Origin of the sequence: Pseudomonas sp. SORGH_AS_0199 (assembly GCF_031453735.1) — a bacterium.
GTDB classification, from domain to species: domain Bacteria; phylum Pseudomonadota; class Gammaproteobacteria; order Pseudomonadales; family Pseudomonadaceae; genus Chryseomonas; species Chryseomonas aestiva.
The window spans coordinates 1,127,318-1,148,632 of sequence record NZ_JAVJAE010000001.1 but is presented as its reverse complement, the minus strand read 5'-3'; the positions used below and the strand labels follow the sequence as shown (position 1 = coordinate 1,148,632).

Sequence of the window (21,315 nt, the reverse complement as noted above, 5' to 3'; positions counted from 1 at the left end):
GCGGTGCCCTCCTCAGGCGGTCTGGGCGGCGCCCACCGGCAGCCGCTCGCTGGCCGGATGACGCAGGCAATAGAGGGCGTAGGCGACGATCACCGTGAAGCACAGCAGCGGCACCGAATAGGCCAGCTGCATGTTGCCGCCGGTGTAGTCCGACAGCAGGCCCTGGAAGATCGGGATCACCCCGCCGCCGACGATGCTCATCACCAGCAGCGAGCCGCCGAATTCGGTGTCGCGGCCGATGCCGTCGACGGTCAGGCCATAGATGGTCGGCCAGCAGGGGCCGAGGAAGATGCTCACGCCCACGGCGGCGTACACCGCGGTGATGTTGGGCACCAGGATGGTGTAGGCCAGCAGGGCGATGCACAGCACCCCGTAGACGCCCAGCACCTTGGCCGGATGCCAGCGACGCATCAGCAGGTTGGCGATCAGCTTGCCGACGAAATAAGCGGCGAAGGTGGTGAGCAGGAACCAGGAGGCGCTGCGCTCGTTCATGCCGCCGAGCTGCATGGCCAGGCGGATGGTGAAGCTCCAGACGCCGACCTGGGCGCCGACATAGAGGAACTGCGCCAGCACGCCAAAGACGAAGCGCGGATTGCGCCGCAGCCGCCCGAGGCTGGCGGCGATACCGTCGCTTTCGCTGCGCACGGCATCGTTGCCCTTGCAGGCCGGATAGCGGGTGCAGGCGATCAGCACGAAGATCAGCACCAGCACGCCGATCATCCACTGGTAGGGCGTCAGGGTGGCCTGGATCATCTGCAGCTGCTGGGCGGCGGCCTCAGCGGGATTCATCTGCAGCAGCTGCGCCTGGCTGGCGTCGCCGTCCTTGAACATCACGAAGCTGCCCACGTAGACGCCGGTCATGGCGCCGAAGGGGTGGAAGGTCTGGGAGATGTTCAGCCGGCGGGTGCCGGTCTCGCGCGGCCCGAGCAGGGTCGAATAGGTGTTGCAGGCGGTCTCCAGGAAGGACAGCCCGGCGGCGATCACGAACAGCGCCAGCAGGAACATGCCGTACTTGGCCATGGAGGCGGCCGGAAAGAACAGTAGGCAGCCGACCATGTAGAGGAACAGGCCGAAGAGGATGGTCGTCTTGTAGCTGAAGCGCCGCACCATCAGCGCGGCCGGCAGGGCCAGGAAGAAATAGCCGAGGTAGAAGGCCGACTGGACGAAGGCGGTCTGGAAGTCACTGAGCAGGAAGGCCTTCTTGAAGTGGGCGATGAGCACGTCGTTCATGCTCGCCGCGGCGGCCCAGAGCGCGAAGATGCAGCACAGCAGGATGAAGGCGAACCACGGCGTGCGGTTCAGGTAGTAGCCGTCGGCGCTGGGCCGCAGGGATGACTGGCTCATTGTTGTTCTCCGTAGGGGTGCCAGGGTGAGGGATTGCCGACCTTGCGTCAGAGATCCAGGGACGCGAGGTAGTCTTCGAAGACCGCGGCCTCGGGATAGGAGGTCTGGGTGCCGCGCCCGGTCACCGACAGTGCCGAATAGGCCACGGCCCGCTGCATGGCGTCCCGCAGGCCGAGGCCCTGGACGCGACCATGGGCGAAGCAGCCGATGAAGGCATCGCCGGCGCCGGTGGTGTCGATGGCCGCCACCGGCTGGCCGGGAAGGCTGAATTCGCCCTCCTCGCCCACGTACAGCGCGCCCGAGGCGCCCAGGGTGACCACCACGTGGCGGATGCCGCGACCGGCCAGCACCCGCGCGGCGGCGAAGGCGCTCTCGCGATCCTGCACGGGCAGACCGCTGACCAGGGCCAGTTCGGTCTCGTTGGGGACGAAGTAATCCAGCCGGGCGAGGTGCGCGGCGCTCAGGTCGGCCACCGCGGGGGCCGGATTGAGCAGCACGGGGATGCCCAGGCGCTGGCCGCAGTCGATGGCCGCGTAGACCGTCTCCAGGGCGATTTCCAGCTGCAGCACGATCAGCGCGCAATCGCGCAGATCGGCTTCCGCGGCCTGGATGTCGGCCGGGCCGAGGGCGGCGTTGGCGCCCTTCACGATGAGGATGCTGTTGTGCGAGTCGGGCTGGACGAAGATCGGCGCCACCCCGCTGGAGCGACCCGGCGCGCGGATCACGTGACGGGTGTCGATACCGAAGCGGCGGAAGTTGGCCAGGGTGTTGTCGGCGAAGAGGTCGTCGCCGACCTTGGTCACCATCAGCACCTCGCTGCCCAGCTTGGCCGCGGCGACCGCCTGGTTGGCGCCCTTGCCGCCACAGCCGAGGGCGAAGTCCGGCGCCTCCAGCGTCTCGCCCTGCACGGGCAGTCGCTCGATGTAGGTGATGAGATCGACCATGTTGCTGCCGATGACCGCGATTTTGCCCATGCCGAGCGCGCCTCCGTTTTTCTTGATGTTATTAAATTAACGGTTTTTGTTAATTTTCCATCATAGATACTGCAACTCGGGGCGCAGCTCAAGCGCCGGTGATCGCCCACGGACGACACCGGGCCGCCAGGACTCAAGGCTGGGAGCTGCGACACGAAATGCGGGAAGCGCAGAGATCAAGCGGCTGAGCGATACGGCAGCGGGAAGCGGCGCACCGGGGACCCGGTGCGCGCGAGGATCAGTGAAACACTTCGGCGATGAAGGCCGCGCCGATGAAGGTGCCGAAGCTGGCGATCAGCGAAACCACCACGATGCGCCAGCCGAGGCGACGGAAGGCCGGGATGTCCTTGGCGATGGACAGGCCGGCGAAGGCCAGCATGGGGGTGATCAGCGCCATGATGCCGACCGCGTTGTGGGCGGCGGTGATCTGCGGCGCCAGCGGGCACCAGGGCGAGGTCAGGAACATGGCCACCAGCGATACCCAGCACACCGCCGGCACCTTGCGGCGAAACAGTTGGCAGAGCAGTTCACCGACGAAGGCCGCCAGGATCATCAGCGCGACGCCCAGGAAAGCAGCCGGTGGCAGGGTCTTGCTCATCACCAGGGTCGCCAGCAGCGCCAGGGCACCCGAGGCCAGCCAGGCGCTGAAGCGTGCCGACCAGCCCAGTTCCACGGGTTCGTCCACCACGGCGGCATCCACCGAACTCTGCTGGAAGGAAGCCTTGGTGGTACGGCCGATGCGCGGCTCCATCACACGGTAGCCCCAGACAGCCAGCGGCAGGGAGATGAACAGGGTGAAATAGGTGCCCAGGGTCAGGGTGATGAGGTTGGCAGCGGCGGCCAGGGCCATGACCTCCTTGGCCACCTCGGCGGTCTGCTGGGCGGCGATGGCACCGGCCGCGGCGGCCATGATGCTGCCCGAGCCCAGGCCGGCGCCCATGGCCAGGGAATAGGGGTGGAAGATGTTCAGGCTGGCGATGAAACCGGCCACGATGGCCATGAACACCGCGCCGAACAGGGTGCCGGTCAGGTACTCGGCGAGCACGCCGCGACCTTCCGGGGAGTCCATGCCATAGCGTTCGCTGATGATCGCCAGGCTCGGTTCACGCCCCACCGAGAAGGTGGCACCGATGGCCTCGCGCTTGATGCCCAGCAGCAGGGCCACCGGCAGGCCGAGCAGGATGGTGCCGACGAAATGCCCCAGCTCTTGGAAGGCCAGTGCCCAGCCGGCGGCGATCACCGTGGGCAGCGAGCCACCCACCACCAGGCCGAGCTTGGCGATGAACACCAGCAAGGCGTATTGCAGGATGGCCGCCGAGCGCACCTGGGCACCGCGGTCGATCCCCAGCCCCAGCGGCATGCGCTTGCCGACCTGCCCCACCGCCGCACCCAGCAAGAGCGCCCAGATCATCGGCAGCAGCACCACCTTGCCCGGCCCCAGCGGTATGGTGAGGGAGCCGATCAGCTCGGCGATCAGCAGCACCAGTGCTGCCCAGATGTAGAGTCTGACGGTATTGCTGACGGCTCGGTCCTGGCCCACGGCCAGCGTCGGATTGGCGCTCATTCTTCCCCCTGCGGCCCGCTCGCGGGCTCGGTTGTTGGTCTGGTTGGCAGTCGCGAGCGACTCAGAGCGACCAACAAAACTACTGCGCGTCCGCCAGACACGTGCGTGCAGTGCTCGGAATCCTCATGTACCGCTCGTACACTCCGGTTCCTGCGCGCCGCGCGCACCCGCCTGACAACCGCTCGCTACGTTTTGTTAGCCGCTCTTAGGCCCGCTGGGCAGAAAAGGGCTCCGCTAGGGAGCAGGACCCGGTCGTTCTGGAGGCCTGGTCGAGGTCGCACGCCTGGCGTGCCGAAGGGAGGAAGCCCGACGCGGACAGGGTCTCGCCTGGGACTTCTCGCCGTTCCGGAGCTCTGCGTCGCGGGCCTTGGCCAGGCCGGGGCGGCCGTGGTCTTGGCCCGAGTATGGACAGCGGCCTGTTCTCTCTCCAATACTGGAAATGGCCTTTTCCGTTGCCTTTAAGAGAACACACGGATGCGTGGAATTCACGAACAACGCTTGCATTATTTCGTCGAGGCGGTGCGCCTGGGCAGCGTGCGCGCCGCGGCTGACGCCCTGGATATCGCCCCTTCCGCGGTCAGCCGGCAGATCGCCCAGGTCGAGGCGGAGCTGGGTGTCGACCTCATCGAGCGCCACCGCCGTGGCATCACCCCAACCGAGGCCGGACGTCTGGTGCTGGACTATTTCCGCCAGCGCCAGACCCAGCTCGACGGCCTGAGAGACGCTATCTCCGATCTCCAGGGCCTGCGCACCGGCCGCGTGGTGCTGGCCATCGGCGAGGGCTTCATCGGCGACCTCTCGCGCAGCCTGGGCGACTTTTCCGCGCGGCATCCGGAGATCGAGGTCAGGGTCAATGTGGTGGGCACCAACGAGGTGATTCGCCAGGTAATGGAAGACGAGGCGCAACTGGGGCTGGTGTTCAATCCGCCGCGCGATCCGCACCTGCGCGTACATGGCAGCCGCGAGCAGCCGCTGTATGCCATGGTGGCGCCCGAGCATCCGCTGGCCGCGACACAGGGCCCCGTGACCTTGGCAGCGCTGGGCGAGCATCGCCTGGCGCTGCCGGATATCTCCTACGGCATCCGCCAGATGCTCGACGCCGTGGAGCAGGCCGCCGGCCAGCGCCTGGCGCCAACCCTGACCTGCAACACCTTCGCCCTGCTCAAGCACTACGCCCAGCAGGGCGGCGTGACCCTGCTGCCGCTGTTCGCCGCCACCCAGGAACTGGACAGCGGCGCCTTGCGCGCCCTGCCCCTGGCCGATCCGGGTTTCGCCCGCGCCCACGTCGAACTGGTCACCCGCCTGGGGCGCAAGCTCAGTCGCGCCGCGGACGAGTTGCGCACGGCCATGGTGCAGCAGATGACCGCCTTTCGCTGAGCGTCGGCGGCGCTCGCTGCAAGAGACTTAGACCGGCAACTCCTGGCGCACCAGCTCGGCCCACAGCCGTACGGCCGGCTCGATGATGGCGTCGTTGAAGTCATAGGCCGGGTTGTGCAGCGGTGCCGAGGGCTGGGCGCCGTCGACGCCCAGCCAGAGATAGGCCCCCGGGCGCGCCGCCAGCATGAAGGCGAAGTCCTCGGAGGCCATGGACGGCGGTACGCCATCGCTGACCCGCTCGGCGCCAAAGGCGGTCACCGCCGCCTGACGTACTCGCGCCGCCTGCTCGGGATGGTTCTGGGTCACCGGATAGCCGCGGGTGAATTCCAGCTCGCCGCGCACCCCCTGGGCCAGCGGCGCCTGGGCGACGATCTCGCCGATCAGCCGCTCCACCTCGGCACGTACCGCGCCATCCAGGCAGCGCACCGTGCCCCTGAGCCGCGCCACCTCGGGGATGACGTTGATGGCCTCCCCTGCCTCCAGCATGGTCACGCTGACCACCGCGGCGGCCAGCGGCGAGATCCGCCGGGCGACGATGGTCTGCAGCTGCAGGATCAGGTCCGCCGCGGCGACGATGGGATCACGCCCGCGCTCGGGCATGGCTGCATGGCAGCCCTTGCCGGTCAGGGTGATGGCGAAGGTGTCCAGCGAAGCCATCATGGCGCCCGGATTGACCACCACCTGCCCGGCTGGCAATCCCGGCCAGTTGTGCAGGCCGTAGAGGGCGTCCATGGGAAAGCGTTCGAACAGGCCGTCCTCGATCATCTTCTGGGCGCCGCCAAGATTCTCTTCGGCGGGCTGGAAGACGAAATAGAGGGTGCCGCGGAAATCGCGGTTTTCGCTCAGGTGGCGGGCGGTGGCCAGCAGGATGGCGGTGTGGCCGTCATGACCGCAGGCATGCATGCGCCCGGCGGCGGTGGAACGGTGGGGGACATCCCCCACCTCCTGCATCGGCAGGGCGTCCATGTCGGCGCGCAGACCCAGGCTGGGGCCCTCGCCGTGACGCAGCACCCCGACCACGCCGGTCCCACCGAGGCCACGATGGACCTCCAGGCCGAAGCCCTCCAGCAACTCGGCCACCCGCGCCGCGGTGCGGTGCTCGGCGAAACCCAGTTCCGGATGGGCGTGGAAATCGCGACGCCAGCTGCGGGCGTCGTCCAACAAGGCTTGATGGATGGTCATCTGTTACTCCAGGCTGGCGCCGTAGCCGAAGCCAGCGGCGGGCACCGCGGTGGTTTCCACCCAGACGCTCTTCACTTCGCTGTATTCGCGCAGGGCGTCGAGGCCGGAGGAGCGACCGTAGCCGCTCTCGCCGTAGCCGCCGAAGGGCGAGCTGACGTGGATGGTCTTGTAGCCGTTGACCCAGAAGGTACCGGCGCGCACGCCCCGGGCCACCCGGTGGGCGCGACCGACGTCGCGGGTCCAGACCGCCCCGGCCAGGCCGAAGCGGCTGTCGTTGGCGATACGGATGGCGTCGGCCTCGTCCTTGAACGGGATAGCCACCACCACTGGCCCGAAGATCTCTTCCTGGGCGCAACTCAGGCCGTTGTGACCGGCCAGCACCGTGGGATTGACGTAGTAGCCGGTTCCGGCGGGCAGCGGCTCGACGCCATTGGCGACATGCCGCGCGCCTTCACCCAGGGCGCCTTCCACCATGTTGCGCACATGGGCGAATTGCTTGGCGTTGTGGATCGGGCCGATCTGGGTCTCGGGATCGCTCGGATCTCCCACCTTGAACTGGCTGGCGGCGCGGGCCACCGCCTGGATGAAGCGCTCGTAGATGGATTCCTGCACCAGCAGCCGCGAACCCGAGACGCAACTCTGGCCGGCGCCGGAAAAGATCGCCGCCTGGGCGCCGCGTACGGCGAGGTCCAGGTCGGCGTCTTCGAAGACGATGTTAGCCGACTTGCCACCCAGCTCCAGCACCACCGGGATGCAGCGCTGGGCCGCGGCGGCGGCGATGTGCCGGCCGGTGGCCGGCGAGCCGACAAAGACCACCTTGCGGATGTCGGCGTGGGCGATCACCTGCTGGCCAACGGTATGGCCCTGGCCGGCGAGCACGTTGACCAGGCCCTTTGGCGCACCGGCGCGTTCCACCAGCACGCCCAGCAGCAGCGAGGTCACCGGAGTCAGCTCGGAAGGCTTGAGGATCACCGCGTTGCCGGCGGTGATGGCCGGGGCGATCTGCCAGCCGCCGGTGAAGATCGGCGCATTCCAGGGGGTGATCTGCAGCACCGTACCCAGGGGTTCGTAGGTCACGTAGTTGAGGTGGCTGGTGGGCACCGGGATGACTTCGCCATGCAGCTTGTCGGCCCAGCCGGCGTAGTACTCGAACATCTCGGCGACCTTGAGCACCTCGACGCGGGCATCGCGGATCGGCTTGTTGGCGGTCAGCGATTCCAGCTGCGCCAGGGCCTCGGCCTCCTCGCGGATCAGCGCGCCGACGCGGTAGATGATGCGCCCGCGCGCCTGGGCGGTCAGGGCGCGCCATTCCTCGCGCGCCCGGCGGGCGGCGGTATCGGCGCGCTCGACCACGGCCAGGTCGGCATCGGGGTAGCTGTAGGCCGGGCTGTCGTCATGGGCGTTGCGCACGGTGATCCGCTCGCCGCTGCCATCGACGAAGGCGCCGTCCACAAAGCTTGCGACCTGCTGGCGGTCGCCCCAGAAGGGCTTGAGCAATTCCAGTGTCTTGGCGTTCATCATGATCATTCCCCCTTGCCGAACAGGTCTTCGCTGGTGCGTCGCGCGATGGCGCAGAAATCCTCGCCATCGGCCAGGGTCTCGGCGCTGGCCTTCCAGGCCTGTGCGGTGGCCGCGGCCAGCGGCAGGTCGAGGCCGAGTTCGGCGATGAGCTGCTGGGCCAGGCCCACGTCCTTGCGCATCAGGCCCATGGTGAAGCCGGAGTCATAGGCCTTGTTCAGCACCCAGGTAGGGAACATGCCCTGGCTGGCGGCGCTGCGCCCGGAACCGGCATTGATGCCTTCGAGCAGCTTCTCCGGGGCGACGCCGGCACGGGCAGCCATGGTCACCGCCTCGGCGGTGGTGATCAGGTGCGCCGCGGCGAGCAGGTTGTTGGCGATCTTGGCGATGTTGCCGGCGCCCACGGCACCGATGTGCACCCGGGTCGCGCTCATGGCTTCCAGCGCCGGCAGCGCCTTGGCCAGGGCCGCCTCGCTGCCGCCGATGACCATGGTCATGGTGCCGGCCGCGGCACCGGCGGGGCCGCCGGAGACCGGGGCATCGAGGAAATCGGCACCGACCTCGGCAAAGGCCGCCGCTACCCGGCGGCTGGTCTCCGGGGTGGAGGTGGTGGTGTCGACCACCACGGTGCCCGGCCGCACGCGGCTGACCAGGCCCGCCTCGCCCAGGCACACGGCCTCGACGTGCTCGGCCTTGGGCAGCGACAGCACGATGACGTCGCTGCTGGCGGCCAGGGCCGCCAGATCACCGGCGATGGCCACGCCCTGGGCAGCGACCCGCTCGCAGGCGGCGCTGGAGGGATCCAGCCCGGTGACGACAACGCCCTTGCGCGCCAGGGTGATCGCCATGTTGCCGCCCATGTTGCCGAGTCCGATGACCCCGACCTGCCTGCCCATGCCTTGTTCCTCTGCTTCGAATTGGCGGTGACCGACCCGGTGGCCGACCTCTTGTGATCGAGTATGGGAGGCCCCAGGCATCACCACCAATACGGCATTCGGACTTTCATGTTGCGCAAAAGGCAACGTCAGGCGGGAGCACCAGCATCGTGCAAAGGCGCGATTCGAGGGCACTGCTCGGCCCCAGGCTGGTGCAGGACAACCGGTCGCGTAGCCGCGGCTGGCGGCAAGGCGCCAGTCCCCATGCGCCTTGCCGACGCCTGGCACAGTTCCTGAAAAGGCGCCCTGGCTGGCCCGCAGTCCAGCCCAACAACAGCGCACGTTCGCTCAGGAGCCTTTCGCATGAAGCGCCGCCCCCTACTGAAGACCACCCTTGCCGCGTCCGCCCTGCTCATGAGCGGCCTGTTTCCCTGGAGTGCCGCCCACGCCGCGGACACCATCAAGGTCGGCATCCTGCATTCGCTGTCCGGCACCATGGCCATCTCCGAGACCTCGCTCAAGGACATGGCGCTGATGACCATCGACGAGATCAACGCCAAGGGCGGGGTACTGGGCAAGAAGCTGGAACCCGTGGTGGTGGACCCGGCCTCCAACTGGCCGCTGTTCGCCGAGAAGGCGCGCCAGCTGGTGACCCAGGACAAGGTCGCGGTCACCTTCGGCTGCTGGACCTCGGTCTCGCGCAAATCGGTGCTGCCGGTCTATGAAGAACTCAACGGCCTGCTGTTCTACCCGGTGCAGTACGAAGGCGAAGAGATGTCGCCCAACGTCTTCTACACCGGCGCGGCGCCGAACCAGCAGGCCATCCCGGCGGTGGAATACCTGATGAGCGAAGAAGGTGGCGGCGCCAAGCGCTTCTTCCTGCTGGGCACCGACTACGTCTATCCGCGTACCACCAACAAGATTCTCAGATCCTTCCTGCACAGCAAGGGCGTGCAGGACAAGGACATCGAAGAGGTCTACACCCCCTTCGGCCACAGCGATTACCAGACCATCGTCGCCAACATCAAGAAGTTCTCCGCCGGCGGCAAGACCGCGGTGGTCTCCACCATCAACGGCGACTCCAACGTGCCCTTCTACAAGGAACTGGGCAACCAGGGCCTGAAGGCTACCGACGTGCCGGTGGTGGCCTTCTCGGTGGGCGAGGAAGAACTGCGCGGCATCGACACCAAGCCGCTGGTGGGCCAGCTGGCCGCCTGGAACTACTTCGAGTCGCTGGATAACCCGGTGAACAAGAAATTCGTCGAGGCCTGGAAGGCCTATGCCAAGGCCAAGAACCTGCCCAACTACCAGACCGCCGTGACCAACGACCCCATGGAAGCCACCTATGTCGGCATCCACATGTGGGCCCAGGCGGTGGAAAAGGCCGGCAGCACCGACGTCGACAAGGTCCGCAAGGCCATGGCCGGCCAGACCTTCGCCGCACCGGACGGCTACACCGTGAAGATGGACGAGAAGAACCACCACCTGCACAAGCCGGTGATGATCGGCGAGGTCCAGGACGACGGTCAGTTCAACGTCGTCTGGCAGACCGAGGGCCCGGTCCGCGCCCAGCCCTGGAGCCCCTATATCCCCGGCAACGACAAGAAGTCCGACGAACCGGTGAAGAGCGGCAAGTAACGGCCAGCCCTCACCCTAGGCCCCTCTCCCCCGAGGGGGGAGCGAAGCCTGAAAGATGGCACCCCGCTCCTACCCCCTCTCCCCTGGGGAGAGGGTTGGGTTGAGGGCGAAAGCCGTGCCGAGGCCAATAGCTCTTCCCCCCTCTCCCTCGGGGAGAGGGTTGGGGTGAGGGCAAAAGGCGTTCCGTAGCCAACAGGAAGCACCCGCACCACCACCGCTCCGCCCCCCCTCTCCCCCGGGAGAGGGCCGGAGTAAGGGCCCGCCAGCGCACCCGGCCACACGGCTCGGTGCCCGGCACCAGAAACGAGGCCACGCCCGCCCTCCCCCGGGAGACGTCGCGCAGGAGCCTTTACCCATCGACGAGGCCGAGCATGTCCCTACGCCTTTTTCTTCTGCCCCTGCTGTTGCTGCTCGTGGGCACCGCCCAGGCCGGCCCCGCCGCCGAACTGGCCGCCGCCAGCGCCAACGACCAGGCCAAACTGCTGCAGGACTGGGCCGCCGCGCCTGATCCCACCCAGCTGCCGGTGCTCCAGGCACTGCAGGACGGCCGCTTCTATGTCGACGAAGACAAGCGCCCCTTCTACAAGACCGGCGATCGCTACAGCGCCGCCGAAGGTGAGGCCACGGCGCCGACCGGCACGCCCAAGCAGATCCGCCTGAACAACCGCCTGCGCATCCTCATCGGCGCTGCCCAGGCCAGCGGCGGGCTGCTGTCCACGGATGCCGGCGTGCGCCTGGCCGCCGCCCAGGCCCTGCGCCAGGAGGCCAAGCCCGAGCAGCGTGCCTTCCTGGAAAAACGTCTGCAGAGCGAAGCCGACAAGGAAGTGCAAGGCGCCCTCGCCGCCGCCCTGGCCAACCTGCAGCTGACCGATCCCGATCCCGCCGTGCGCCTGGCCGCGGTACGCCTGCTCGGCGAATCCGGCGAGCCCCAGGCCAAGACCCGCCTGCAGGTCCTGCTCGATCCCGCGGTGGAAGCCAACGAAGACGTCCGCAAGGCCGCCGCTACCGGCCTCGCCCAGGTGGATCGCAAGCTGCTGCTGGGCGATCTGCTCGGCCAGGCCTTCACCGGGCTGTCGCTGGGCTCCATCCTGTTGCTCGCCGCCCTGGGCCTGGCCATCACCTATGGCCTGCTCGGCGTCATCAACATGGCCCACGGCGAGATGCTGATGCTCGGCGCCTACAGCACCTATATGGTGCAGCTGACCCTGCAGCGCCTGGCCCCCGAGTGGCTGGCCTGGTATCCGCTGCTGGCACTGCCGGTAGCCTTCGCCGTCACTGCCGCCATCGGCATGGCGCTGGAGCGCACCGTGATCCGCCATCTTTATGGCCGACCGCTGGAAACCCTGCTGGCCACCTGGGGCATCAGTCTGATGCTGATCCAGGCGGTGCGGGTGCTGTTCGGCGCCCAGAACGTCGAAGTGGCCAACCCGGCCTGGCTGTCCGGCGGCATCCAGGTGCTGCCCAACCTGCTCCTGCCGTGGAACCGGGTGATCATTCTCGGCTTCGTGGTCTTCGTGCTGGTCCTGACCTGGGCCCTGCTGAACAAGACCCGGCTGGGTCTCAACGTGCGCGCCGTGACCCAGAATCGCAACATGGCCGCCTGCTGCGGCGTCCCCACCGGGCGCGTCGACATGCTCGCCTTCGGCCTTGGCTCCGGCATTGCCGGCCTCGGTGGCGTGGCCCTGTCACAGATCGGCAACGTCGGCCCGGACCTCGGCCAGAGCTACATCATCGACTCCTTCCTGGTGGTGGTGCTCGGCGGCGTCGGCCAACTGGCCGGCAGCGTGCTGGCGGCCTTCGGCCTGGGCATCGTCAACAAGATCCTTGAACCCCAGATCGGCGCCGTGCTGGGCAAGATCCTCATCCTCGGCCTGATCATCCTGTTCATCCAGAAGCGGCCCCAGGGCCTGTTCGCCCTCAAGGGGAGGGTCATCGATTGAACCAGCCACTCGCGCTTACCGCTGTGCAGAAGGCCGGCCCGCGCCTGAGCCTGGCCGTGCTCGGCCTGGCCCTCGCCGTGCTGATCGCCCTGCCGCTGCTGTCCCTGCTGCCGGCCGACAATGCCTTCCAGGTCTCGGCCTACACCCTGACCCTGGTGGGCAAGATCCTCTGCTACGCCATCGTCGCCCTGGCCCTGGACCTGGTCTGGGGCTATGCCGGGATGCTCTCCCTCGGCCACGGACTGTTCTTCGCCCTCGGCGGCTACGCCATGGGCATGTACCTGATGCGCCAGGCCGCCGGCGACGGGCTGCCCCCCTTCATGAGCTTTCTCTCCTGGACCCGCTATCCCTGGTTCTGGGCCGGCACCGACCATTTCCTCTGGGCGCTGTGCCTGGCGGTGCTGGCCCCCGGTCTGCTGGCGCTGGCGTTCGGCTTCTTCGCCTTCCGCTCGAAGATCAAGGGCGTCTACTTTTCGATCATGACCCAGGCGCTGACCTTTGCCGGCATGCTGCTATTCTTTCGCAACGAGACCGGCTTCGGCGGCAACAACGGCTTCACCGGCTTCACCACCCTGCTGGGCTTTCCGGTGGCCGCCCAGGGCACCCGCGCGGTGCTCTTCCTGCTCACCGTGGCCCTGCTGACCGCCAGCCTCTGGCTGGGCTGGCGCCTGGCGCAGAGCAAGTTCGGCCGCATCCTCACGGCGATCCGCGACGCCGAGAACCGGGTGACCTTCTGCGGCTACGATCCGCGCGGCTTCAAGCTGTTCGTCTGGGTGCTCTCGGCGGTGCTCTGCGGCCTGGCCGGCGCCCTCTATGTGCCCCAGGTGGGCATCATCAACCCCAGCGAGATGGCCCCGACCAACTCCATCGAAGCGGCCATCTGGGTCGCCCTCGGCGGACGCGGCAGCCTGATCGGCCCGGTGCTCGGCGCCGGCATCGTCAACGGCGCCAAGAGCTGGTTCACGGTGGCCTTTCCCGAATACTGGCTGTTCTTTCTCGGCGCCCTGTTCATCGTCGTCACCCTCTATCTGCCGCGTGGCGTGATCGGCCTCATCAAGAAGGAGCGCGACGCATGAAAGCCGCCCCCATCCCCCCCACCGCCGCGGAAGTGCTCGATCCCGGGATCGGCGCCGAGGCCAGCGGTCTCGGCCATCGCGCCGGCACGGGCCTGGACACCCGTCACGGCACCATCCTCAGCCTGGAAGGCATCGAAGTCAGCTTCGACGGCTTCAAGGCCCTGCGCGACCTCAATCTCTACATCGGCGTCGGCGAATTGCGCTGCATCATCGGCCCCAACGGGGCCGGCAAGACCACCATGATGGACGTCATCACCGGCAAAACCCGCCCCGACCGCGGCAGCGCCTGGTTCGGCGAGACCCTCGACCTGACCCGCCTGCAACCGGTGGAGATCGCCCAGGCCGGCATCGGCCGCAAATTCCAGAAGCCCACGGTGTTCGAGGCCCTGACCGTCTGGGAGAACCTGGAGCTGGCGCAACGGACCGACAAGTCGGTCTGGGCCAGTCTGCGCGCGCGGCTTTCCGGCGAGCAGCGCGACCGTCTGGAAGAGGTGCTCACCACCATCCGCCTGCAGGAGTCGCGCGGGCGCCCCGCCGGGCTGCTGTCCCACGGCCAGAAGCAATTCCTCGAGATCGGCATGCTGCTGGTGCAGGAGCCGCAACTGCTGCTGCTCGACGAACCCGTCGCCGGCATGACCGACGCCGAGACCGAATTCACCGCCGAGCTGTTCAAGTCGCTGGTGCCCCGGCACTCGCTGATGGTGGTGGAGCACGACATGGGCTTCGTCGGCAGCATCGCCGACCACGTCACCGTGCTGCACCAGGGTCACGTCCTCGCCGAAGGCTCGCTGGACCAGGTCCAGGCCAACGACCAGGTGATCGAGGTGTATCTGGGGCGCTAGCGCCGCGCCGAACTGAATGCATATCGCGGCCATGGCGGTTCGCCGCTGCGACCGCTCCTACGTAGGAGCGGCCCATGGCCGCGATCAAAGAATCTCCCCGAGGCCCCCATGCTCCAGGTCAACGAACTCCATCAGTACTACGGCGGCAGCCACATCCTGCGTGGCCTGTCCTTCGAGGCCCCCATCGGTGAGGTCACCAGCCTGCTCGGCCGCAACGGCGTCGGCAAGACCACCCTGCTGCGTTGCCTCATGGGCCTGATCCCGGCCAAGCGCGGCAGCGTCACCTGGGAAGGCCAGGACATCACCGCCCGCAAGCCGCATCAGCGGGTGCAGTCCGGCATCGCCTACGTGCCCCAGGGCCGCGAGATCTTTCCGCGCCTCACCGTCGAGGAAAATCTGCTCATGGGCCTGTCGCGCTTTCCCGCCCGGGAAGCCCGCGAGGTGCCCGAATCCATCTACGAACTCTTCCCCGTGCTGCGGCAGATGCGCCAGCGTCGCGGTGGCGACCTCTCCGGCGGCCAGCAGCAGCAGTTGGCCATCGGCCGCGCCCTGGCCAGCCGCCCGCGGCTGCTGATCCTCGACGAACCCACCGAGGGCATCCAGCCCTCGGTGATCAAGGAGATCGGCACCGTCATCGCCCACCTGGCCAAGCGCGGCGACATGGCCATCCTGCTGGTGGAGCAGTTCTACGACTTCGCCAGCGAACTGGCCGACGGCTACCTGGTGATGTCCCGTGGCGAGATCGTCCAGCGCGGTCGCGGGGTCGACATGGAGGCCGAGGGGGTGCGCGGACTGGTGGCGATCTGAGTCACCAGGGCCGATAATCGAACGCTTCCGCAGCCTGCCCCGTCACCCGCCCGACCGACTCGATTGACGGAATTAACCGGCTGGTACATTTTCTCTCCAGTGCCGGGCAGCGCCTGCCCGGCAAGACAACAAGAGAGAAGGCTGTCATGTCCTCCCGCCGCATCCTGGTCCTCAACGGACCGAACCTCAATCTGCTCGGCACCCGCGAGCCCGCCACCTACGGCCACGAGACCCTGGCCGACGTCGCCCGGCTGTGTACCGAGAGCGCCGCCGCCGGGGGTTACGAGGTGGACTTCCGCCAGACCAACCACGAAGGCGAATTGCTCGACTGGATCCACGCGGCCCGCGGCGCCTATGCCGGGGTGGTGATCAATCCCGCCGCCTGGACCCACACCTCGGTGGCATTGCGCGACGCCCTGGTGGCCAGCGAGCTGCCGGTCTACGAGGTGCACCTGTCCAACGTGCACCGTCGCGAAGCCTTCCGTCATCATTCCTATGTCTCGGGCATCGCCGTCGGCGTCATCTGCGGCCTCGGTAGCCAGGGATATCGCGCCGCCATCGCCGCCCTCATCGCCCACCAGGGAAACTGACTCCATGACCGCACCCAAATCCGTCCTCGCCGGCCTCATCGGCGCCGGCATCCAGGCCTCGCTGACGCCCGCCATGCACGAACGCGAAGGCGACGCCCAGGGCCTCAGATACCTCTATCGGCTGATCGACCTGGATGCCCTCGGCCTCGCTGCCGACGCCCTGCCCGAGCTGCTGCAGGCCGCCCAGCGCACCGGCTTCACCGGCCTCAACATCACCTTTCCCTGCAAGCAGGCGATCATCCCGCTGCTCGACGATCTCTCGCCCGAGGCGCGCGGCATCGGCGCGGTGAATACCGTGGTGCTGGCCGACGGCCGCACCGTGGGTCACAACACCGACTGCCTGGGCTTCGCCGAAGGCTTTCGCCGCGGCCTGCCGGACGTGGCCAAGCGCCTGGTGGTGCAGCTGGGCGCCGGCGGCGCCGGCAGCGCCGTGGCCCACGCCCTGCTCGCCGAGGGCGTCGACCAGCTGTTCATCTTCGACGTCGAGGCCGAGCGCGCCCAGGCACTGGTGGACAACCTGACCCGCCACTTCGGCCCCGGACGCGCCGCGGTCGGCACTGATCGCGCTGCCGCCGTGGCAGCCGCCGATGGCCTGGTCAACACCTCGCCGGTGGGCATGGCCAAGCTGCCCGGCATGCCACTGCCGGCCGAACTGCTGCACCCCGGCCTCTGGGTCGCCGAAATCATCTACTTCCCGCTGGAAACCGAACTGCTGCGCCAGGCCCGCGCCCTCGGCTGCCGCACCCTGGATGGCGGCACCATGGCCCTGTTCCAGGCGGTCAAAGCCTTCGAACTCTTCAGCGGCCGCAGCGCCGACGCCGACCGCATGCAGGCCCACTTCGCCGAATTGCGCGGCTGATATCGCGGCCATGGCGGTCCGCCGATGCGGCCGCTCCTATAGGCTCCGATATGCCCCGTAGGAGCGGCCCATGCCGCGATCAGCTTTCCTGGCACGATCTACAACCACACCGCATCCCAAAACGGATAATCACCCGCCCGCTTCACCAGCCCCGCCCGCACCGGATTGGCAACGATGTACCGGGCCACCGCCTGGACATCTTCTTCGGCTCTTAGAGCGTGGTCATGATAGGCCGGCGCCCACACAGCCCCTTTGGTATTGCGGATCGCATTGACCCGACGTGCACTGGCCGACTTTAGGTGCAGGACCAACTCGTCCAGGCTGAAACGCTCACCCAACGAAACCAGCCAATGGACGTGATCCGGCATCAACACCCACGCAAGCAGCCTGGCGTCATCAAGCAAACAAGGATCGTTAAAGGTCCGGGCCACCGTGCATGCCACGGGGAAATCGGCGAACAGCGCCTGGCGCTGGCTGGTAGTCGTGGTCAGGAGATACAGCTGGCCGGGCAAAGAAACACGACCCTTGCGCAACGCCGCATGACGTGATGACATCGCTCGTCCTTGAGAGATGAAAACGACCAGTTAAACATTTGTAGCGGCTTGATCGCGGCCATGGGCCGCTCCTACAGAAGCATCGCACCCCGTAGGAGCGACCGCTTCGGCGGACTGCCATGGCCGCGATAGCCTCAGCGCGGCATGTTCGGCTGGCGCCGCGATTTCTTGCGCGGACCGCCCTTGGCGTAGCCGGCGGCCTGGCCTTCCTGGCCCTTGTCCCAGGCCTTGCTGCCATCGCTGGCACGGGGCGGCAAGCCGGTGTGCTGGGTAAGGATGCGCCCACCGCCAGTGCCGGCCTTCTTGCTACCCACCGGGGTGGAGTTCTTGCGCCGCGCGCTCTGGTAGCCGGCGTCGCCCACCGGCTGGGTGGCCGGGATCAACTGGTGCTTGCCCGGCCCGATCAGGTCGGCGCGCCCCATCTCCTTGAGCGCCTCGCGCAGCATCGGCCAGCCCCTGGGATCGTGGTAGCGCAGGAAGGCCTTGTGCAGGCGGCGCTGCTGGTCGCTCTTGACGATGGTCACGCCGTCGCTCTTGTAGGTGACCTTGCGCAGCGGATTCTTGCCCGAATGGTACATGGCCGTGGCGGTGGCCATCGGCGAGGGATAGAAGGCCTGCACCTGATCCGCGCGGAAGCCGTTGCGCTTGAGCCACAGTGCGAGGTTCATCATGTCCTCGTCGGTGGTGCCCGGGTGCGCCGCGATGAAGTAGGGGATCAGGTACTGCTCCTTGCCCGCCTCCTTGGTGTACTTCTCGAACATCTGCTTGAAGCGGTCATAGCTGCCGATGCCGGGCTTCATCATCTTGTCCAGCGGACCGCGCTCGGTGTGCTCGGGCGCGATCTTCAGGTAGCCGCCGACATGGTGGGTGACCAGTTCCTTGACGTATTCGGGCGACTCCACGGCCAGGTCGTATCTCAGCCCCGAGGCGATCAGGATCTTCTTCACCCCCGGTAGCGCCCGCGCCTTGCGGTACAGCTCGATCAGCGAGGAGTGATCGGTATTGAGGTTCTCGCAGATACCGGGGAACACGCACGACGGCTTGCGGCAGTGGCGCTCGATCTCCGGGTCCTTGCAGGCGATGCGGTACATGTTGGCGGTCGGCCCGCCAAGGTCCGAGACCACGCCGGTGAAGCCCGGCACCTTGTCGCGCATCTCCTCGATCTCGCGAATGATCGAGTCGTGGGAGCGATTCTGGATGATCCGGCCTTCGTGCTCGGTGATGGAGCAGAAGGTGCAGCCACCAAAGCAGCCGCGCATGATGTTGACCGAGAAACGGATCATCTCGTAGGCCGGGATCTTTTCTTTGCCATAGGCCGGGTGCGGCACGCGCGCATAGGGCATGCCGAACACATAGTCCATTTCCTCGGTGGTCATGGGGATGGGCGGCGGCGTGAACCAGACGTCCACCTCGCCATGCCGCTGCACCAGCGCGCGGGCGTTGCCCGGATTGGTTTCCAGGTGCAGCACGCGGTTGGCGTGGGCATAGAGCACCGGGTCGTTGCGCACCTTCTCGAAGGACGGCAGGCGGATCACCGTCTTGTCGCGGGTCATGCGCGGGCTTTCCAGCAGCTGCACCACCTTGGCTTCGTTGGGGTCCTCGACCTCACCCTTCGCCTGCTCGATGGCGCAGGCCTCGGTGTCCTGCGTATTCACGTAGGGATTGATGATCTTGTCGACGCGGCCGGGTCGATCGATGCGGGTCGAGTCGACCTCGAACCAGCCCGCGGGCGTATCACGCCGGATGAAGGCGGTACCGCGCACATCGGTGATGGCCTCGACGCGCTCGCCACGCGACAGCCGCTGGGCGATCTCGACCACCGCCCGCTCGGCGTTGCCATAGAGCAGGATGTCGGCGGTCGCGTCCATCAGGATCGAGCGCCGGACCTTGTCCTGCCAGTAGTCGTAGTGGGCGATCCGGCGCAGCGAGGCCTCGATGCCACCGAGCACGATCGGCACGTGGCTGTAGGCTTCCTTGCAGCGCTGGCTGTAGACCAGGCTGGCGCGATCCGGACGCTTGCCGGCGACGTTGCCCGGGGTATAGGCATCGTCGGAACGGACCTTCTTGTCCGCGGTGTAGCGGTTGATCATCGAGTCCATGTTGCCCGCGGCCACACCGAAGAACAGATTCGGCTCGCCGAGCTTCATGAAGTCGTCCTTCGAATGCCAGTCCGGCTGGGCGATGATGCCCACGCGGAAGCCCTGGGCCTCCAGCAACCGGCCAATGATGGCCATGCCAAAGGACGGGTGATCGACGTAGGCGTCCCCGGTGACGATGATGATGTCGCAGCTGTCCCAGCCGAGTTGCTCCATCTCCGCCCGACTCATGGGCAGGAAGGGTGCAGGACCAAAGCACTCGGCCCAGTATTTCGGATAGTCGAACAGCGGCGTGGCGGCTTGCATGGCAGCTTCCGGGATAGGGGTGTTTTCAGGAGGGCGCGAAGAATAGCACAAAAAATGACCAGTTCAGCCCCCGGACATCGATTGCCTTTGGCTATCGACGGTGGCTCTGGACTCGCCCTCCCCCCAACCCTCTCCCCGGGGGAGAGGGGGCAAAAGCACCTCAGGCACCTGCTCGTTCCCCTCTCCAGGGGAAGAGGGCCGACAGGGAGACTCACCGGCGACCCCTGCCCCGCTACGCTCTTCCCCCTCTCCCTCCGGGAGAGGGCCGGGGTGAGGGCAACGTCCCAGGACCAGGCCCCTGGCGACAGGAGTGCTACCATAGCCGCCCGCTCCCCTCACCACCGAGACACCCCCGTCCATGTCCCAGCCCCAACCCGCCGCCGGCCAGTTGCAGCGCGGCCTGAAGAATCGTCATATCCAGCTGATCGCCCTCGGCGGGGCCATCGGCACCGGTCTGTTCCTCGGCTCGGCCGGGGTGCTCAAGTCGGCGGGGCCGGCGATGATCCTCGGCTACGCCATCGCCGGCTTCATCGCCTTCCTGATCATGCGCCAGCTCGGCGAGATGATCGTCGAGGAGCCCGTGGCCGCGCTCCTTCAGCCACTTCGCCAGTCGCTACTGGGGCCGTTTCCCGGGCTTTCTTTCCGGCTGGAACTACTGGGTGCTCTATGTGCTGGTGGGCATGTCGGAGCTCACCGCGGTGGGCAAGTACGTGCAGTACTGGTGGCCCGAGGTGCCGACCTGGGCCAGCGCCCTGGTGTTCTTCGTGCTGGTCAACGCCATCAACCTGTTCAACGTGAAGGCCTTTGGCGAGACCGAGTTCTGGTTCGCGCTGATCAAGGTGGTGGCCATCCTCGGCATGATGGCCTTCGGGCTCTGGCTGCTGGTCAGCGGCAGCGGTGGCCCCGAGGCCTCGGTGAGCAATCTCTGGAACCATGGCGGCTTCCTGCCCAACGGCTGGAGCGGCCTGTTCGCGGTGCTGGCGATCATCATGTTTTCCTTTGGCGGCCTGGAGCTGGTAGGCATCACCGCCGCCGAAGCCGACCAGCCGCGCACCGTGATCCCCAAGGCCATCAACCAGGTGGTCTGGCGCATCCTGATCTTCTATGTCGGCGCCCTGACCATCCTGCTGTCGCTGCATCCCTGGGACGAACTGGTGCGCAGCATCGGCGCCGGCGGCGACGACTACGCCGGCAGTCCCTTCGTGCAGACCTTCGCCCTGCTCGGCAGCGACACCGCCGCCCATCTGCTCAACTTCGTGGTGCTGACCGCGGCGCTGTCGGTCTACAACAGCGGCGTCTACTGCACCAGCCGCATGCTCTACGGCCTGGCCGAACAGGGCGATGCCCCGCGCGCCCTGCTGCGCACCAATCGCCAGGGCGTGCCCCTGCTGGGCATCGCCGTGTCCTCGGCGGTGACCCTGCTCTGCGTGGTGGTCAACTACCTGCTGCCGCAGAATGCCCTGGAGCTGCTGATGTCGCTGGTGGTGGCCTCGCTGGTGATCGCCTGGGCGCTGATCAGCCTGACCCACCTGAAATTCCGCGCTGCCCAGCGCCAGGCCGGGCGCACCTCGCACTTCCCGGCGTTCTGGTCGCCCTTCGTCAACTGGCTGTGCCTGGCCTTCGTCGGCATGATCCTGGTGCTGATGCTGCGCATCCCCGGCATCGCCGTCTCGGTCTACGCCATCCCGGTCTGGCTGGCCTTCCTGTTCCTCTGCTACAAGCTGCGCCGGGACTGATCGCCTTCGCCCCCGCAGGTTGGGCTGAGCAGAGCGA

Annotated in this window: 16 protein-coding genes, 1 other RNA gene and 1 pseudogene; 10 read left to right on the top strand and 8 right to left on the bottom strand. The window is 67.4% G+C overall.

Features of this window, described 5'->3' with window-relative positions; genetic code table 11:
• Window positions 1–12: 12 nt before the first annotated feature.
• The 3 genes from fucP to QE444_RS05420 form a co-directional block, all read right to left on the bottom strand.
• Window positions 13–1,344 (bottom strand): L-fucose:H+ symporter permease, encoded by a 1,332-nt coding sequence (gene fucP / locus QE444_RS05430; RefSeq protein ID WP_187981019.1) that lies wholly within the window; start codon window positions 1,342–1,344, stop codon window positions 13–15.
• A gap of 47 nt (window positions 1,345–1,391) precedes the next feature.
• Window positions 1,392–2,318 (bottom strand): ribokinase, encoded by a 927-nt coding sequence (gene rbsK, locus QE444_RS05425; protein WP_309737497.1) that lies wholly within the window; start codon window positions 2,316–2,318, stop codon window positions 1,392–1,394.
• Between the two features lie 238 nt (window positions 2,319–2,556).
• The gene (locus QE444_RS05420; RefSeq protein ID WP_309737496.1) at window positions 2,557–3,882 is read right to left on the bottom strand and encodes a DUF3100 domain-containing protein; all 1,326 of its coding nucleotides are present in this window, start codon (window positions 3,880–3,882) and stop codon (window positions 2,557–2,559) included.
• Window positions 3,883–4,007: 125 nt separating this feature from the next.
• On the opposite strand from QE444_RS05420, the gene QE444_RS05415 reads away from it, so the two are divergent.
• Both QE444_RS05415 and QE444_RS05410 read left to right on the top strand, forming a co-directional pair.
• A non-coding RNA gene (locus QE444_RS05415) (sX9 sRNA) lies at window positions 4,008–4,083 on the top strand.
• Window positions 4,084–4,356: 273 nt separating this feature from the next.
• On the top strand, window positions 4,357–5,259 hold the full coding sequence (locus QE444_RS05410; protein WP_187981017.1) for a LysR family transcriptional regulator: 903 nt from the start codon (window positions 4,357–4,359) through the stop codon (window positions 5,257–5,259).
• Between the two features lie 27 nt (window positions 5,260–5,286).
• Here QE444_RS05410 and QE444_RS05405 read toward each other — a convergent pair whose 3' ends face one another.
• The 3 genes from QE444_RS05405 to QE444_RS05395 are packed head-to-tail and all read right to left on the bottom strand — an operon-like array spanning window position 5,287 to window position 8,936.
• Entirely contained in the window at window positions 5,287–6,441 is a 1,155-nt protein-coding gene (locus QE444_RS05405; RefSeq protein WP_133862299.1) for a M20 aminoacylase family protein, read from the bottom strand.
• Between the two features lie 3 nt (window positions 6,442–6,444).
• Window positions 6,445–7,962, bottom strand: a complete 1,518-nt coding sequence (locus QE444_RS05400; RefSeq protein ID WP_309737494.1) for an aldehyde dehydrogenase family protein — start codon at window positions 7,960–7,962, stop codon at window positions 6,445–6,447.
• Between the two features lie 2 nt (window positions 7,963–7,964).
• Window positions 7,965–8,936, bottom strand: coding sequence for an NAD(P)-dependent oxidoreductase (locus QE444_RS05395; RefSeq protein WP_273862791.1), 972 nt, complete (start codon window positions 8,934–8,936; stop codon window positions 7,965–7,967).
• Between the two features lie 261 nt (window positions 8,937–9,197).
• On the opposite strand from QE444_RS05395, the gene urtA reads away from it, so the two are divergent.
• The 7 genes from urtA to QE444_RS05360 all read left to right on the top strand — a co-directional run bounded on the left by urtA (window position 9,198) and on the right by QE444_RS05360 (window position 16,586).
• Complete coding sequence (gene urtA / locus QE444_RS05390) at window positions 9,198–10,472, top strand: urea ABC transporter substrate-binding protein (RefSeq protein WP_187981015.1); 1,275 nt, start codon at window positions 9,198–9,200, stop codon at window positions 10,470–10,472.
• Between the two features lie 371 nt (window positions 10,473–10,843).
• Window positions 10,844–12,412 (top strand): urea ABC transporter permease subunit UrtB, encoded by a 1,569-nt coding sequence (gene urtB, locus QE444_RS05385; protein ID WP_309737493.1) that lies wholly within the window; start codon window positions 10,844–10,846, stop codon window positions 12,410–12,412.
• Window positions 12,409–13,488, top strand: a complete 1,080-nt coding sequence (gene urtC / locus QE444_RS05380; protein ID WP_187981013.1) for an urea ABC transporter permease subunit UrtC — start codon at window positions 12,409–12,411, stop codon at window positions 13,486–13,488. Before urtB ends, urtC begins: the two co-directional genes overlap by 4 nt.
• On the top strand, window positions 13,485–14,330 hold the full coding sequence (gene urtD, locus QE444_RS05375; RefSeq protein WP_309737491.1) for an urea ABC transporter ATP-binding protein UrtD: 846 nt from the start codon (window positions 13,485–13,487) through the stop codon (window positions 14,328–14,330). The genes urtC and urtD overlap by 4 nt, the downstream gene beginning before the upstream one ends.
• A 108-nt stretch (window positions 14,331–14,438) precedes the next feature.
• Window positions 14,439–15,137, top strand: a complete 699-nt coding sequence (gene urtE / locus QE444_RS05370) for an urea ABC transporter ATP-binding subunit UrtE (protein WP_187981302.1) — start codon at window positions 14,439–14,441, stop codon at window positions 15,135–15,137.
• 146 nt (window positions 15,138–15,283) lie between these two features.
• Window positions 15,284–15,727 (top strand): type II 3-dehydroquinate dehydratase, encoded by a 444-nt coding sequence (gene aroQ / locus QE444_RS05365; RefSeq protein ID WP_133862306.1) that lies wholly within the window; start codon window positions 15,284–15,286, stop codon window positions 15,725–15,727.
• 4 nt (window positions 15,728–15,731) lie between these two features.
• Window positions 15,732–16,586, top strand: a complete 855-nt coding sequence (locus tag QE444_RS05360; protein ID WP_309737490.1) for a shikimate dehydrogenase — start codon at window positions 15,732–15,734, stop codon at window positions 16,584–16,586.
• A gap of 98 nt (window positions 16,587–16,684) precedes the next feature.
• Here the strand turns inward: QE444_RS05360 and QE444_RS05355 are convergent, their stop codons facing one another.
• Together QE444_RS05355 and QE444_RS05350 are read right to left on the bottom strand one after the other, a co-directional pair.
• The gene (locus QE444_RS05355) at window positions 16,685–17,140 is read right to left on the bottom strand and encodes an REP-associated tyrosine transposase (RefSeq protein ID WP_309737489.1); all 456 of its coding nucleotides are present in this window, start codon (window positions 17,138–17,140) and stop codon (window positions 16,685–16,687) included.
• A gap of 134 nt (window positions 17,141–17,274) precedes the next feature.
• Complete coding sequence (locus QE444_RS05350; RefSeq protein ID WP_187981009.1) at window positions 17,275–19,542, bottom strand: YgiQ family radical SAM protein; 2,268 nt, start codon at window positions 19,540–19,542, stop codon at window positions 17,275–17,277.
• Window positions 19,543–19,900: 358 nt separating this feature from the next.
• Here QE444_RS05350 and QE444_RS05345 point away from each other — a divergent pair.
• Window positions 19,901–21,278, top strand: a pseudogene (locus QE444_RS05345) (amino acid permease).
• Window positions 21,279–21,315: the final 37 nt, after the last annotated feature.